The sequence below is a fragment of the Flavobacterium sp. N2550 genome, from assembly GCF_025947265.1.
GTDB lineage: Bacteria > Bacteroidota > Bacteroidia > Flavobacteriales > Flavobacteriaceae > Flavobacterium > Flavobacterium endophyticum.
The window spans coordinates 2048141-2062861 of the sequence record NZ_CP110007.1 but is presented as its reverse complement, the minus strand read 5'-3'; the positions used below and the strand labels follow the sequence as shown (position 1 = coordinate 2062861).

Sequence of the window (14721 nt, the reverse complement as noted above, 5' to 3'; positions counted from 1 at the left end):
ATCGGTCAGTTTACCTGTCAAAAATACAATTATTTCGTTGAAAGGCAAAGAGTAAGAAAATTACTTATAAGCGCTTTATGCACAATCTTATCTTACAAGCCTTCTTTGACAATCATCTTATACCCTATTCCCCTAATGTTCACGATAGAAATAGCATCATCGTCCGCAAAATGCTTTCGTATCTTCGTAATAAAGACATCCATGCTCCTCGCATTAAAGAAAGTATCGTCGCCCCACAAGTCCTGAAGCACGCGCTGCCTTTGGAGCACATTGTTCTTGTTTAATATCAATTGCAGGATCAATTCGTTTTCCAAATGAGTCAGCACCGTTTTTTTTTCGCCGCTGCTCAGTTCCATGCTCGAATGGTCAAAAACATACTTGCCGATCTGGAACGTAGTCTGAGCCTGAGGCTCGCTCTTTGAAACCGTCACCCGATTCAGCAGCGCCTTCATCCGTATGATCAATTCTTCAATGCTAAAAGGCTTTTTTAGATAATCATTGCCCCCTATCTCAAACCCTTTTACCACATCTTCTGTCAAGGAACGGGCCGTTAGAAAAATCACCGGAATGTTCGGGTCGGTCTTCCGGATCTCTTTCACAAACGAGTAGCCGTCCAGTCCGGGCATCATGATATCCACAATACAAATATCAAAGATCTTAGCTTTAAACACTTCCAAACCTTTTCTTCCGTCCAAAATCCATTGAACCGAAAAGCCATTCTTGACCAGCATGTCATTCGTTATTTTGCCTAATGACTCTTCGTCTTCTAGATAAAGTACTTTTATAGTGTCCATATTATATAGGTAAGATGATTTCAAATGTGGTTCCCAGATTGTCTTTTGAATCGACCAATTCGATCGTACCGCCATGAAGCGCAACTACATCTTTTACATAGCTCAAGCCAAGCCCATAGCCTTTTACTTTATACTGGTCGCCATTCGGAACTCGAAAATAAGAAGAAAATATCTGATTTTTGTACTTCAGGTCAATTCCGATTCCATTATCCGAAAAACGAATTGTTGTAAACTTGCCATCTTCTGCCGCCTCAATCAAGATTCGCGCATCCTCAGCAGAATATTTCAGCGAATTGTCGATCAGGTTCGTAAAGACATTCGTAAAATGCTCCTTGTCTACCGTAACAAAAATAGTATCAGGGATGGTTTCATACGCCACCACCGCTTTTTTTATGGCCAATTGCGGTTTTAAGTCCGATACGATACCCTCAACAAAATCACGAAGCTTTACCATCTGGAAATCCATCACCATCTTGCCCTTGCTCAATTTTGCATCGTTCAAGATCGATTCGGTCATGGCAGAAAGCCTTTTCAGGTCATTCCGCATCAAGCCGATGTATTCCCTTGCCGTTTCCTTGTCATCCAGAATATTATACGTAGTCAGCGCCTCGGTAGCCGCATACAGCGTAGCCAGCGGAGTCTTGAACTCGTGCGTCATATTGTGCGTGAAATTATCCTTCATCTCCATAAGCCTTCTTCGCTTGTCGATATTCTTCAGCAAGAAAATCACGGCGCTCACGCAAATCAAAAGATAGAGGAGCGACAGCAGTATCGACCCAAACATCTTGTATAAGATCACCTCCATAAGGTTGCTAAAATACAGCTGGTAGGTTCTCCCCGAATCAATTTGAGAGACTATCTTTTGAGAATTATTGTTCGTGTTTTTCCATTTATGCTGCGGAAAGACCAGCTTGTTTTTTCCTTTTTCAACCAACAATGAAAACTCCAATCCTGGATAAGAAGCATTCATCTCTTTTTTGATATCCAGATAATACGGCTTGATATCCATCTGAGCCGCATCGTTCTTTTCCATCATCTGGTTCAAGGCATCGGTAGCCTGGTTGTCAAGAAGCTCATCTCCTTCATACGAAATCTTCACTTTTATATCTTCTCCTTTTAATGATTTCAACACATCTGCCAATTTACTGCTGACATTATCCGACAAGCCAGAAGCTGCTCCAGTACCTGCAAGCGCATTCAGGTCTTTCTTTAATACCCGAGCCTGAAGGATATTTTCGGCTTCCTTGACAACTAAGATTTTTTGTTCTGCATACACAGAGTACAGCCAATACACCTGAAAGGTCGCTATCAAGGCAATCGCAATGCCCGCATACAGCCGTATGACCCTATTGCTTATGTTAACTCTTGGTTTTCTCATAAAACAAAAATAGATAAATAATAAAGATATCGTTTCCACTTAACACTAAATAACAGTATGCAACACCAGATAACTCTTTGACGTTCAGATGCGCTATACATTTGTACTATCAATTTGTCACAACAGCCAAAAAGGTACAGACAAAAGGATATTAAATAAACAATAACCATAAAATACTACAACATGAAAATCAAGACTACACTCATCAGCTTAGTACTGCTCCTTGCCACAGGAGGACAAGCCGAAGCCCAAAACGCAGCCAGCTCAAAAACACAGTATGCTGCCACTGGCGACAGAAAAATTGCCTACCGCTCTATCGGGAAAGGAACACCGATCATTCTCGTAAACCGTTTCAGAGGAACATTAGACACTTGGGATCCTTTATTCTTAGACAAGCTGGCAGAAAATTACAACGTCATTACGTTTGACTATACCGGAATCGGTTCTTCAACAGGAACGCTTCCTACGGATATCCCGACCGTAGCAAAAGACATCAAAGACCTGTCCGATGCCTTGAAGCTTAAAAAAATCATCGTCCTAGGCTGGTCGTATGGTGGATTGGTAGCTCAGGCAGCCACGTTCCAATATCCCGAACTGGTTACGCATTCTATCTTAGTCGGCACAAACCCTCCCGGAAAAAACGAAATCCCCCTAGAACAAGTCTTCTTTGACCGGGCACTTAAACCGATCAACAGCTTTGATGACGAAATCGTCCTTTTCTTCGAGCCCAAATCCGAAAGCAGCAAAAAAGCCGCCCAGCTGTCGCACGACCGAATTTATAAAAGAATCGACGTTTCTAAAATTCCAGCCACACAAGAGGTCTTCGAACGCTATTTCAAAGGAGGCGCCGGATTTAGAGAAGACAAGCAAAACTTTAGGGAGCAATTGCAAACTACCCAGACTCCAATTCTGGTCATCTCAGGCGACCACGATATCAGCTTTGCCGTAGAAAACTGGTTCGCATTGCTCAGGGAATTGCCGACCACGCAAATGATTGTCTTCCCGCACACCGGACACGCACCACAGCACCAATACCCAGAACTCACCGCAAACTACATACACAATTTTATAACACTCAATAAATAATAATTAATCAATTTAAAACCACCTTTATTATGAAAACAACAACTTTTTTAAGACCAGCTACCGGATTGTTATTCTTGACTATCCTTACAGCATCCTGCTCAGACAATCCAAAAATTAGCGTAAGAACAGGAGACGAAGCACAAGAAACAGCTTCAGAAGACGTAGAAATCCAAGACTATGCCACCGACCCGAACATCGACAGGGGCACCAAAGAATTCTTAAAAGTATTGAACTCTGGCGGAACACCCCTAGAAAAACTATCTAAAGAAGACGCCAGAAACGTTTTAGTAAATGCCCAAGCAGGTGTCAAGGTAGACCTTTCGGGAATCGAAGAATCAGAAAAAACGATTACGAGCGACGGCCTTACCGTAAAACTAAACATCGTCCGTCCGCAAGGCAAGACCGGAAAGCTACCTGCCTTTATGTTCATCCATGGCGGCGGATGGATACTCGGAGATTACCCAACGCACAAACGATTCGTAAGAGATCTAGTAGTAGCCTCAGGATATACGGCCGTTTTTGTAAACTACACCCCATCGCCAGAAGCTAAATATCCTACCGCCATCAATGAAATATATGCCGCTACCAAATGGGTAGCCGAGCACGGAGATGAAATCAACGTAGACGGAAAAAGACTTGCCATGGTCGGAAACAGTGCCGGCGGCAACATGGCAGCAGCCGTGACCCTGATGGCAAAAGAGAAAAACGGACCTGAAATCAAATCGCAAGTACTCTTCTGGCCCGTGGCAGACACCAATTTTGAGACAACATCGTATAAAAAATTTGGGAATGACCGCTTCCTAACCTCTTCTGTAATGCAATGGATGTTTGACCAATACACTACAGATGCCGAAGCCCGCAAGAGCATCTATATCTCTCCGGCAAGTGCAGACGCGAAACACTTTAAGGGACTTCCTCCAACACTGATCCAAGTAGCAGAAAACGATATCTTGCGTGACGAAGGAGAAGCCTACGGAAGAAAACTAGACGAAGCCGGAGTGCAAGTAACCACCGTTCGCTATGACGGCATGATTCACGACTTCGGACTCCTAAATGCCTTGGCAGAACTCCCAACCACAAAATCACTATTCGTTCATGCCGGAGCCGAACTCCAAAAACACCTAAAATAATCCAAACAATGGCATGGCATCGAACCCCGATGCCATGCTTATCCAAAACAAGAAATATTAAATTAAAATCATATTACAATGGAAAATATCAAATCAAAAACAGTCGTATTTATTACCGGTGCCTTCGTTAGCCATACCGGATGGGACCAATGGAGAGCCTATTTTGAAAGCAAAGGCTATACCACCCTAGCACCAGCCTGGCCGCAAAAAGATGCCCCAGCCTCAACCTTGAGAGACAGGCAGCCTAACGATACCGGATTGGCCAACCTAAGGTATTCCGAAGTGCTTGACCATTATGCCAAGATCATCCAAGAACTGCCAGAAAAGCCTATACTGATCGGACATTCGCTAGGCGGATTGACAGCCCAGTTATTATTGCAGCGTGGTATCGCAGCGGCTGCAGTAGCCATCCACTCCGCACCACCGCAAGGCGTACTCTCTTTTGAATTCTCTTTCTTAAAATCATTGTGGAAACCGCTAGGGCCGTTCAGCTCTACCAAAAAAACACACCTGATGAGCTTTAAGGAATGGCAATATGCCTTTACGAACGGACTATCCTATGCCGTACAGAAAGATGCCTACGAAAAGAACACGATTCCAGAATCCAGAACCGTATTGAGAGATACCCTGACCAGCGTTTCCAGAATCGATTTCAGCAAGCCTCATGCCCCGCTTCTTTTTATTTCTGGCAATAAAGACCACATCATGCCCGCATCGCTAAACTACAAGAACTATAAGAAATACAAGAACAACGGCTCGGTTACGAACTACAAGGAATTTGAAGGAAAGAACCACTTTGTGCTCGGACTCCCTACCTGGAAAGAAGAAGCAGACTACGCGCTTAACTGGATCCAAAAGAACTAAGCATCACAACCTCAGCCTTTCAAGCAAAAGGCTTTCCTAAAAATAAAAGTTAAATGAGTTGCTTAATTATACCGATTGGTATATTTTTGCGACTCATTTATAGTTTCAAGAATATGAAAAATGTATATATCGCACTAGCTAAGAGAACGCCCATCGGAGGCTTTCTCGGCACGCTTTCCCATCTGTCTGCCATAGAATTGGGAACGCTTGCCATTGAAAACGTACTGCAAGAATCCAACATCCCAGCCGATGCGGTCGACTCTGTCTATATGGGCAATGTATTGAGCGCCAATCTCGGACAATCTCCAGCCCGACAGGCCTCTAAATTTGCCGGAATTGCGGATGAAACCGATGCTACCACCATCAATAAAGTATGTGCCTCTGGCATGAAAGCCGTCATGCTCGGAGCCCAGCAGATACAGCTTGGCATCGATACTGTCGTAGTTGCGGGCGGCATGGAAAGCATGAGCAATACGCCCCATTACATACAACAGCGCAAAGGCAACAAGATGGGACACGGACTGTTGGTCGACGGACTGCTGAAAGACGGACTGACCGATGTCTATAATAACTTTCATATGGGAAATGCGGCAGAAATCTGTGCCCGCGAATACGGCCTGACCCGCGAAGCGCAAGATGCCTTTGCAGTGGCTTCTTATGAAAAGGCAGCAAATGCGTCCAAAAACGGCAAGTTCAAAAACGAGATCATTCCAATTTCTGTGGCCCAAAAGAACGGCACGACCCTAGTTTCTGAAGACGAGGATATTTTTAAGATCATCCCCGAAAAAGTACCGACCCTAAAACCGTCGTTTGAAGAAGGCGGCACCATCACTGCAGCCAATGCCAGCAACCTAAATGACGGCGCTGCAGCGCTGCTGCTTGTTTCTGAAGAAGCTTTAGAGAAATACGGCCTTACTCCGCTGGCCAAGATAATCGGCTATGCAGATGCGGCACAGGCTCCAGAATGGTTTACCACCTCCCCTTCTATTGCCATCCCAAAAGCCCTGAAACAAGCAGGTCTTGCGCTGGAAGCTATTGATTATTTTGAGATCAACGAAGCCTATTCAGCAGTTATTTTAGCCAACCAGAAAATCTTAGGCATTGCCCCTGAAAAAGTCAATGTATATGGCGGCGGCGTTGCCATGGGACATCCTATCGGAGCCTCTGGTGCCAGGATTATTGCCACCCTTATTTCTGTACTGCACCAAGAAAACGGAAAATTTGGCGTAGCAACCATCTGCAACGGCGGCGGCGGCGCATCGGCTATCGTGCTCGAAAAAATATAAGGCGGATTTTCAAGCAATAGAGCCCGCAATAGAATCAAGAACTTTTGAGCAGGGATAAGGCAATACACTAGCATTGTCTTATTCCTGCTCAAACTTTTTCAACGTTCCGTCGGTGCCAAACTCAATAGCATAACGCTCGCGGCTGCCGTTGATGCTCGACGGAAACCAGCGCATGCGGTTGTCCCAAACCGAAACATACACGCTTGTCGTCGGCTTTGCCCCTTCCACCTGCGCCGCCTTTTCATTATACGTCTTGGCAATAGCGGCCACGGTAACAAAGCGCACGCTGCTTAGCGGAACCATCCTGCTCTGTATATTATCTCTTACCGATAACAGCTTCGGGCTCGGCTCTGACCATTGCCCTTTTTTATATTCATAGCTGTCTACATACTTCGGATTCTCAGGGTGCTGGAGCATTACATGGATATTGCCGTCGTTATAAAAATGAATCGTGGCATAAATAAAAATATCTTTTCCTGCATACTGCGGCAGCTTCTTTAATGCCACTTCCGCCTCATTTAACTTGCCTTCATCCGTCAGGAAATTAATATCCCTGCCCTCTTTATGATGCACTGTATGAGTCGTCGTATGCGTTTCTACCATAGTAGTGACCTGCTGCTCGATCTGCTTTATCTGCTCTTCAACAGCCGCCTCATACGGACTTGAATGTGGCGGCACTGCGGCTGGCGGCACCACCGTTTCTTTCACGGCAGGATGAAATGTATCTTCGATGCTTTTTGAAAACTGTTGGCAGCCCATACAAAAGGAGCCGCACAAGAGTAAGGTTAATGCTTTTTTCATACTGTCTAGCTTATTTCTTCCAGATCCGCCTCAAACGCAATACGGTCTGGATGGTCCTTGAGATAAAAAATGACTGCCGTTTCCTGCTTGGCACTGTTTAGGTCGAGCAGGTCGACGATTTTTTTGATTTCTGCCCTCCGGGTCCGTTTCAGGTGGTCGATAAATTCTAGCTGGAAGCGTACCATCGGCTGCTCGTTGATGTACGTTCCGGTCTGGCTTGCACTGATAAGCCTTGCGGTAGTGCGTATGCCCTTGTACTTGATCAGCACCGCCTCGTCTAGCCTTTTGCCGCCGATGCGGTTAAAAATCAGCCGCAGCAAGCCCCTGTAAAACAAAAGCACGGCCGGACAGATAATCAGGGGATGCCAGAACGCCATAAAGCGCCAGCCCATCCCTATATTTTCTGTCTGATACGAATAGACGTAATACCCAACCACCAAGACGACTACTGCGATCCAGCCCAAAAACACAAGCAGAATGCCCAGCGGACGTATCGTGGCCTCTGAACTGGCAAATGTAAAATACGGAAGGTGCTTTATCTCCCTATCAATGAGCACCTCTACCTTTTTGCCTGCTTCAAAACGGCGCTCCGATGGCCTTGCATCGTTTACAACCGCCTTTTGTATGATTTCAGAATCTGCCAGGTTCTTGAATGCCAGACGAAGCTCGTAGGTATCGTACCGGCTGCCGTCTTTAGAAATCTTTACGGCCGACCTGATTTCTGCCAGCCGCCGTATTCCATGCGCTTTCAAGCGTTCGATATTCCGTTTTGCAATAAAATTAGACAGCACCCATTTCTTAAAATAGCCGGCCAGCAGCAATGCCCACAACACGGCAGATACGGTCAAAAGGCCCAATGCCAGCCACGGACTTGTACTGCCCAGCTCAGGCGGGTCTTCACTCTTGATGTTGTAATACAAGAGCATCGGGAAAGGAATAGCGTAGAACAGCATGAACAGTATCCAAAATAATCCAAAACCTCGTCTCATTTCTATTGCGTTTTAGTAGTTGTTTTGCGTCATCAGTAGTACCGAATTATGCATTTCTGACAAAATCCAAGATAGGTCCCAATACCTCCTCTATATAAGCTACTTCCCTCTCGCGGCTCTTTTTGCTGTCGGTAAAAGTATCGCTGATGCTATAGTTCTTTAAGAACTGTTTCCCTTTCCTGCCGATGACATAGTGCATGGCACCACATTCCCAAGAATTGATGATAAGCATTTCCTCAAATCCCATCAGCCGTTTTTTATAAAATGGCGCATTGATCTTATAGATGCTGGCCGTCTCCTTATCAAACAAGAACGTTACGTTTAGGTGGAACAGAAAATCATATAAGGCATACACCACCATACAACCGCCAAGCACATAGCCTACGCATTGCAAGTCATAGCCGATTAGCTCTCTTAGAAAAGGCAGGCTGCCAAACAACAGCAAAGCCAAAAGGCCAAACAGCCGTATCTTGCCCTTATAGCCAAAATATGGCTTTATGCTGAGCTGGGAAGGCGTCAGTGTTAGTTGGTATCGATTCATATACTGTAGATGTGTAGCACGTTTCTATGCTGTGTCAAGCGATTATTTAGTATCGGTAGGCTCAAAGTCGGAGATTTCAGAATACTTGGTCTTGGTAACCACATTGCCTTTCAAATCCATCAAGCCCTGCTGTTGTGGGTCATAGCCTTCGCAACTGCTGCACGGCTCGCCGAATCGGACCAATCCGAATTGGTACGCCAAAAACTTGGTATCCTGATGCTTGGCAAGGTCGATTGTTATTTTGGCCGTCGAGCCCGCAAAAGCTACAGGCTTTCCGTATCCATTGGTCTCAACAAACAAGCCGTTGCCTAAATCCAAAAGATGGGCATCCGTAAAAGATCCCAGCGTTTTTCCTTTAGTCGTGATTCTTCTCATCTGGGAATTGTCTAAGGGGACTGCCCAAAGCTGGCTGCCGTCAATCAGCCTCAAGTACTTCCAATTGAAATCCAATACAAAAGTCCCTTTGGTGTTGATCAGCCCATAGCGCGACCAGCCGTCATCCGTATCATCAATTTCTGATACGACCGCCATGCCATAGCGGAACTGTTCTGCGGTAGCAAACTGCGGCTTGATGACTTCCTTCCCTAGGGTATTGATATAGCCATACGCCGGATATGCCTCTCTTAAATCTGCTGTCGATTTGTAGACCATGACTTTAGCCAAGCCGTCAGTAAAGTCCCAAATCTCGTCATATACAGGAGGCGTCAGTATCTTTCCTTCCGTAGTAATTATTCCGTACCGTACCGCAGCATAGGGCTCTAACTTAGATAGAGAATACATTGCCAGTCCTTCAGAAAAATCAGATTCGATATCATAATCGGCAGCAGTAACCCTTTCCCCTTTTTTATTGATGGCCCAGCAGGCCATGCCTTTTCTATTCGTATTCTGGTCCTTCTTTTCAAACACTCGGGCATGTCCGCTTTTAAAAGAACGAGCGCTCTCGTATTGGAACCCGATGACCTCTTCGCCTTGGGTATTGATATAGCCGTAACGTCCTTTTTTTTGGACTGCGGCATATCCTTCCGAGAAAGCCTCGGCCTTTTCATATACGGCCGGAATTATAATCTTGCCCGTCGTATCGATATAGCCCCAACGGCCTTTGATTTCTACAGCTGCCCTGCCCTCTCTGAACGGCAAGGCTTTGTCAAACTGAACCGGAATGGCCAATACGCCAGCGGCATTGCAGTAGCCCCATTGGCCGTCGGCATTGCCTGCACCCTGCTCTCCTGCAGGCGGCCCCAATTGGATATAGATAGAAGAGTTTTCGATTGAATCGGATGCCTTTCCAGGGTCGACAGCTAGTTTCGGTATGGGCGGCTCGATGAGCGCAGGATTTGATTTTCCGATATTGACCGGAATGAGATTATCCCCCCAAGTACCGCTGTCGTCAATACTACCATAGGCGCCCACATCATCATAAATAACGGGAACGACTTCTCTGCCAGAAGTATCGATATAGCCATATTTATCATTCAGCCGGACTTGCGCCAGATATTTTTTTTCTTGCGCAGACCCGAGAGCATGAAAGGCGATCGCTACTAAAAACAGTTTCAACTTCATCATGACACCTAATTAAAAGAGTTATACCAAGTTCAATACGACAAGCCCACTATCGGGCATCAAAACCCATAATGCTGCTGGTTTCATTGATAGTGTCCTGTACAGGCCGTGTGCTGAACAATCCGACCACTATCGGCACCCGCTTCTCACGGCCTTCTTGATTGAAGATGAAGAAAGCAGTACTGTCCATGGTGAGAAAGAGGTACTTTCCGGTAAGCACATAAAACTGCTCAAAATCATCATAGCGGTAGACCGCTTCGGCATTCAGTAAGTTATTTTTGTGGGTAATTGTCCTTGCCGTTGTGTCGATGACCAGCCTTTTTGTCGTTTTTAACAAATTGACCAAGGCAAAAAACACAAAAATCAGGGCGCCCCAGAGACCGATTTTCTTCTCTGGAGGTACTATAAAATAAACCGCAATGCCTATTGCCAAGCATGCGATAGCACGCACAATAGCGATAGGCCTGCTTGTCTTCAGGTGGAAACGGTTTCCTTCTTGTATAAAATACTTGTAGTTGCTCATTCCGATTGTTTTTAGTCCCTGCTGCCCTAAAAAGGGCAGCTCAAGACAGTTATTCTCTTTGTTCTGCGTTTCCTGCCGGAGCACGAATTAGCCTATAAAAGCAAATTTATCCTCGAACATCTTACCAAATACGGGAATTGGCTTTTCAGCACCATTGGCTGCGTTGATGATTCCTAAGATCCAGAACACCAAGAAAACCAGTCCGATAAGCCCTAGAAATGATAAGGCCGGAACGACCGAAGCCACAATTCGCAACACAATATTAAAAGCAATACTCACTAATGCCAGTCCTAGCGCCTGACGCAGGTGGTATTTTAGTAGCGAATCTGCCTTGTCTTTGCCGACCAGGTAGGCAATCAGCCAGCCCACGATAGTAATGTAAGAAACGATAGATAATGTCTTGTTGTCCATAACAATGTAAGATTAGGTTATCAGCACTATTGCTATTACAAATATCCGCAAGATGATATCCTGTTTCCAATCCCTGCTATCCTACAAACCATCTACCGTATTCTAAAGAGCGTCTACAATACGACTACAACAGTAAAAAAATACTGATTTTCAGCACTTTTACAACTGATGCTACTACTGTAGTACATCGATTTTTATATGGGTTCTTGACAATTTTTCCTTACATTTAATCTTATGAAATGCATCCGAAACAAATTTTTTATAGCGCTCTGTCTCTGCCTGCCTTTTGGCAGCACGGCACAAACCACACGCACTGACAGCCTGCTGTCGGTCGTTGCCAACTCTGCACTCCACGAAAAAGAAAAGCCTGCCTTATTGAACCAGCTTGCCGAAGCCTACCGCATCGAGAGAAAGTATGCTGCAGCAGAAGCCAAAGCAAAACAGGGCATCGCTATTGCGCTGCGTTATAAAGACTATACTGAAGCCGCAAAAGCCTATACACTGCTCACCGTCATCAAAGCCAACGACCAGCAATTTGCTGCGCTAAAAAAAAATAGCGATTCTGCTTTTATGCTCGCCCAGAAAGCCAGAAATCCTATAGCGATGGCGTATGGTTATTATGCGCAGGCCTTCCTGTATAAGATGCTCGAAGATCCGGAAAACCGGATGAAGTTCTGCCAGCTCGGCCTAAAAGAACTCGAAAAGGCGCCAGATCCTTATATAGCCGCCAAATTATATTACCAGCTGTATGTCATCCATTCTGATTGGGACAATATTCCCAAGGTAAACGCCTATGCCCACAAGGCTGTCGAAAATGCCCTGCAAACCAAAGATTACAACCTGCTCAGCAATTGCTATACTGCGCTGTCGGTAGCTCACGAATACAACTACAAAACAGCGAAGAACAAGACAGCGCTTGACAGTGTCTTATACTACCTGAAAAAGTCGGAAACGCTCTACCATAGCTATCCGAAACAAGTAGCCAATTATACCTATGCGATAACCTGCATCAATATTGCCAGCGCTTACCTCAAATACTTTCCGACTGCCGACAAGACCGCAGAAGCGCAGGCCATCCGATATGCCCAAGCCGCAAAAAAAATCGTGAAAAATATGGGCAATACCCAAGAAGTGACCGCCAGCAGCCTAGGCATACTGAGCGAATATGCCGCGCGTAAAGGAAACTATACACAGGCAGAAGCCTACCTTTTGGAAGCCTATAACCTTATGAAGGCCGAAGAGCATCCATATTATTATACGCTGATCAGCGTAGTACATTCCCTATCTGCCCTCTATAAAAAACAGGGCGATTTTAAAAGAGCACTCGCCTATCAAGAAGAAGTAACCGAGTACACCAATAAAAATTTCGCGCAGAAACAAGACATGGCCGCCCAAAAGCTGGAAGTACAATTTGAGACCGAAAAGAAAAACAACGAAGTACACCTATTGAAAGAGCGTGAGGAAAGCCGCAGGCGCCAAGGCTTTTTGTATGCGTGTATCGCGATTGCCTCTTCGCTAGGACTGCTGTTTATGTTCCGCTCTTATCATTTTAAATTGCGCCTGTCGTTGCAGCGCGAAAAGCAGCTAAAATTAGAAAAGCAGGAATCTGAAATACAGGTGCTGCTGGAAAAAGAAGAGCAGGCTCGCCTAAAAGCAGAACAGCAGTTGCTGGAAACCCAGCAGCAGCAGCTCCAGAAAGAAGTCATGGCCAACGTATTGCAGTTGGAACACAAAAACCGCATGCTCTCTGACATCAAGGACAAGCTGGCCGATGGCGACCCTGTAAACATGCAGAAGCTGCTGAAAGAAGAAATGATACTGGACAAGGATTTTGAAGACGCCAAGCTCCGTATCCAACAAGTGCATCCTGATTTTTTCAGCCTTATCAATGAAAAGGCACACAAAAAGCTTACGCTGCTCGACATGAAACTCTGCGCCTACCTCTACCTCAAGATGGACAACCGACAGATTTCGCAGCTCATGCATATCGAGCCAAAAAGCGTGCGTATGAGCCGCTACCGAATCAAGCAAAAATTAGGTCTGCAAAAGGAAGAAGACCTCAATCTTTTCTTACAAGAATTGGGACGCTAGATTTTTAAAAACTGGTATTGAAAAAAATGAAAATTTATTCGTTTTTTGTCAATTTCTGTAAGATAATACATATTTTTTCGCTTTATTTTTCAGGAGGTTTTGTTCGGGTTTCGTTCGGGTCTCGTTCGGGTTTTCTTCGGGAAAATTTCGCAAAAAAACTTTTTTACCGAACAAGGGTGCAAGAAGACCCGAAGCAAGGCCGAAAAAAAGACTTTTTGAGGCTTATTTTTATCTTTTTTGGGGCCGATTAAAACAAGCCTTACTGATGTATAAAAAAGTACGATTTATATAAAAATTCTCGACAACGTGAAGTATCTTGCACCCAATTAAAAATACCAACCCGCAAGCCTGACCTGATGACAAAAAATACCGAAACAGCCATCAAGACGACCTATTTTAGCATTATAGGAAACACGGCCTTGGCGCTCATAAAAGGGCTGGCCGGGTATTTTGGGAATTCGTATGCCTTGATAGCAGACGCGATAGAATCGACGGCTGATATCTTTTCGTCTTTCTTGGTCTTGTTTGGATTAAAGTATTCAAGCCGTCCTGCTGATGAAAACCATCCTTACGGACACGGCCGTGCGGAGCCGCTGATTACCTTTTTGGTCGTTGGCTTCTTGATTACCTCTGCTACTATCATTGCCTACGAAAGCATTGTCAACATAGGAAATCCGCATGACCTGCCAAAGCCGTATACGCTGATTGTCTTGGGGGCGATTATCATTTGGAAAGAGATTTCTTTCCGCTTGGTCATGAAAAAAAGCAAGGAGACGAACAGTTCTTCGCTAAAGGCGGACGCATGGCACCACAGGAGCGATGCCATCACTTCGGTAGCCGCATTTATCGGAATCTCGATTGCCTTATTTTTTGGAAAAGGATATGAGTCTGCCGACGATTGGGCGGCACTGCTGGCATCGGGACTAATACTTTATAACAGCTACCTGATCTTTAGGCCTGCACTGGGAGAAATTATGGACGAGCACCTGTATGATGACCTGGTACTAGAAATCAGAAAGGTTTCGGTCACGTCAAACGGAATTCTTGGGACAGAAAAGTGCTATATCCGCAAAGCGGGCATGAAGTATCATGTAGACCTGCACGCGATTGTAGATGCCACCATTACCGTAAAAGAAGGGCATGACCTCGCCCACCAGCTGATCGATACGCTGCATCGGGAAATCCCGCAGCTGGGCTATATCCTGATTCATATTGAACCGAATAGTTAAAAAAAGGAGCTGCGATTGCAGCTCCCTTTTTTTATAAC

General features: G+C 45.2%; 14 protein-coding genes. 6 read left to right on the top strand and 8 right to left on the bottom strand.

Annotated elements, in window-relative coordinates; all coding sequences use genetic code 11:
* Window positions 1-92: 92 nt before the first annotated feature.
* Window positions 93-794, bottom strand: coding sequence for a response regulator transcription factor (locus tag OLM56_RS09130; RefSeq protein WP_121377395.1), 702 nt, complete (start codon window positions 792-794; stop codon window positions 93-95).
* A 1-nt stretch (window position 795) separates the two neighbouring features.
* Window positions 796-2172: a sensor histidine kinase gene (locus OLM56_RS09125; RefSeq protein ID WP_264526728.1), complete on the bottom strand. Its 1377-nt coding sequence runs from the start codon at window positions 2170-2172 to the stop codon at window positions 796-798.
* 183 nt (window positions 2173-2355) lie between these two features.
* On the opposite strand from OLM56_RS09125, the gene OLM56_RS09120 reads away from it, so the two are divergent.
* The 4 genes from OLM56_RS09120 to OLM56_RS09105 all read left to right on the top strand — a co-directional run bounded on the left by OLM56_RS09120 (window position 2356) and on the right by OLM56_RS09105 (window position 6538).
* Window positions 2356-3258: an alpha/beta fold hydrolase gene (locus OLM56_RS09120; RefSeq protein WP_264526727.1), complete on the top strand. Its 903-nt coding sequence runs from the start codon at window positions 2356-2358 to the stop codon at window positions 3256-3258.
* A gap of 29 nt (window positions 3259-3287) precedes the next feature.
* Window positions 3288-4388, top strand: coding sequence for an alpha/beta hydrolase (locus OLM56_RS09115; RefSeq protein ID WP_264526726.1), 1101 nt, complete (start codon window positions 3288-3290; stop codon window positions 4386-4388).
* A 78-nt stretch (window positions 4389-4466) separates the two neighbouring features.
* Window positions 4467-5252, top strand: a complete 786-nt coding sequence (locus OLM56_RS09110; protein WP_121377399.1) for an alpha/beta hydrolase — start codon at window positions 4467-4469, stop codon at window positions 5250-5252.
* 113 nt (window positions 5253-5365) lie between these two features.
* Window positions 5366-6538 (top strand): acetyl-CoA C-acyltransferase, encoded by a 1173-nt coding sequence (locus OLM56_RS09105; RefSeq protein WP_264526725.1) that lies wholly within the window; start codon window positions 5366-5368, stop codon window positions 6536-6538.
* A gap of 78 nt (window positions 6539-6616) precedes the next feature.
* On the opposite strand, the gene OLM56_RS09100 is transcribed toward OLM56_RS09105, so the two are convergent.
* The 6 genes from OLM56_RS09100 to OLM56_RS09075 all read right to left on the bottom strand — a co-directional run bounded on the left by OLM56_RS09100 (window position 6617) and on the right by OLM56_RS09075 (window position 11363).
* On the bottom strand, window positions 6617-7297 hold the full coding sequence (locus tag OLM56_RS09100) for a hypothetical protein (protein ID WP_264526724.1): 681 nt from the start codon (window positions 7295-7297) through the stop codon (window positions 6617-6619).
* Between the two features lie 47 nt (window positions 7298-7344).
* On the bottom strand, window positions 7345-8328 hold the full coding sequence (locus tag OLM56_RS09095) for a hypothetical protein (RefSeq protein WP_264526723.1): 984 nt from the start codon (window positions 8326-8328) through the stop codon (window positions 7345-7347).
* Window positions 8329-8374: 46 nt separating this feature from the next.
* Window positions 8375-8869 (bottom strand): hypothetical protein, encoded by a 495-nt coding sequence (locus tag OLM56_RS09090; RefSeq protein ID WP_264526722.1) that lies wholly within the window; start codon window positions 8867-8869, stop codon window positions 8375-8377.
* Window positions 8870-8911: 42 nt separating this feature from the next.
* Window positions 8912-10432 carry a WG repeat-containing protein gene (locus OLM56_RS09085; RefSeq protein ID WP_264526721.1) on the bottom strand — a complete coding sequence of 507 codons (1521 nt, stop codon included), beginning with the start codon at window positions 10430-10432 and terminating at the stop codon, window positions 8912-8914.
* A gap of 46 nt (window positions 10433-10478) precedes the next feature.
* Window positions 10479-10952 carry a hypothetical protein gene (locus tag OLM56_RS09080; RefSeq protein WP_264526720.1) on the bottom strand — a complete coding sequence of 158 codons (474 nt, stop codon included), beginning with the start codon at window positions 10950-10952 and terminating at the stop codon, window positions 10479-10481.
* A gap of 87 nt (window positions 10953-11039) precedes the next feature.
* The gene (locus OLM56_RS09075) at window positions 11040-11363 is read right to left on the bottom strand and encodes a DUF4870 domain-containing protein (RefSeq protein ID WP_182493962.1); all 324 of its coding nucleotides are present in this window, start codon (window positions 11361-11363) and stop codon (window positions 11040-11042) included.
* Window positions 11364-11597: 234 nt separating this feature from the next.
* Here OLM56_RS09075 and OLM56_RS09070 point away from each other — a divergent pair, with 234 nt between their 5' ends.
* The gene (locus OLM56_RS09070; RefSeq protein ID WP_264526719.1) at window positions 11598-13454 is read left to right on the top strand and encodes a transcriptional regulator; all 1857 of its coding nucleotides are present in this window, start codon (window positions 11598-11600) and stop codon (window positions 13452-13454) included.
* A 356-nt stretch (window positions 13455-13810) separates the two neighbouring features.
* Window positions 13811-14683: a cation diffusion facilitator family transporter gene (locus OLM56_RS09065; protein WP_264526718.1), complete on the top strand. Its 873-nt coding sequence runs from the start codon at window positions 13811-13813 to the stop codon at window positions 14681-14683.
* The last annotated feature ends 38 nt before the right edge of the window (window positions 14684-14721 follow it).

What these genes read in the sequence shown, in the direction of transcription:
- OLM56_RS09130 (WP_121377395.1), bottom strand. Translation starts at nt 794, where the DNA reads ATGGACACTATAAAAGTACTTTATCTAGAAGACGAAGAGTCATTAGGC.
- OLM56_RS09065 (WP_264526718.1), top strand. Translation starts at nt 13,811, where the DNA reads ATGACAAAAAATACCGAAACAGCCATCAAGACGACCTATTTTAGCATT.
- OLM56_RS09080 (WP_264526720.1), bottom strand. Translation starts at nt 10,952, where the DNA reads ATGAGCAACTACAAGTATTTTATACAAGAAGGAAACCGTTTCCACCTG.
- OLM56_RS09085 (WP_264526721.1), bottom strand. Translation starts at nt 10,432, where the DNA reads ATGATGAAGTTGAAACTGTTTTTAGTAGCGATCGCCTTTCATGCTCTC.
- OLM56_RS09075 (WP_182493962.1), bottom strand. Translation starts at nt 11,363, where the DNA reads ATGGACAACAAGACATTATCTATCGTTTCTTACATTACTATCGTGGGC.
- OLM56_RS09070 (WP_264526719.1), top strand. Translation starts at nt 11,598, where the DNA reads ATGAAATGCATCCGAAACAAATTTTTTATAGCGCTCTGTCTCTGCCTG.
- OLM56_RS09095 (WP_264526723.1), bottom strand. Translation starts at nt 8,328, where the DNA reads ATGAGACGAGGTTTTGGATTATTTTGGATACTGTTCATGCTGTTCTAC.
- OLM56_RS09090 (WP_264526722.1), bottom strand. Translation starts at nt 8,869, where the DNA reads ATGAATCGATACCAACTAACACTGACGCCTTCCCAGCTCAGCATAAAG.
- OLM56_RS09115 (WP_264526726.1), top strand. Translation starts at nt 3,288, where the DNA reads ATGAAAACAACAACTTTTTTAAGACCAGCTACCGGATTGTTATTCTTG.
- OLM56_RS09105 (WP_264526725.1), top strand. Translation starts at nt 5,366, where the DNA reads ATGAAAAATGTATATATCGCACTAGCTAAGAGAACGCCCATCGGAGGC.
- OLM56_RS09100 (WP_264526724.1), bottom strand. Translation starts at nt 7,297, where the DNA reads ATGGGCTGCCAACAGTTTTCAAAAAGCATCGAAGATACATTTCATCCT.
- OLM56_RS09125 (WP_264526728.1), bottom strand. Translation starts at nt 2,172, where the DNA reads ATGAGAAAACCAAGAGTTAACATAAGCAATAGGGTCATACGGCTGTAT.
- OLM56_RS09120 (WP_264526727.1), top strand. Translation starts at nt 2,356, where the DNA reads ATGAAAATCAAGACTACACTCATCAGCTTAGTACTGCTCCTTGCCACA.
- OLM56_RS09110 (WP_121377399.1), top strand. Translation starts at nt 4,467, where the DNA reads ATGGAAAATATCAAATCAAAAACAGTCGTATTTATTACCGGTGCCTTC.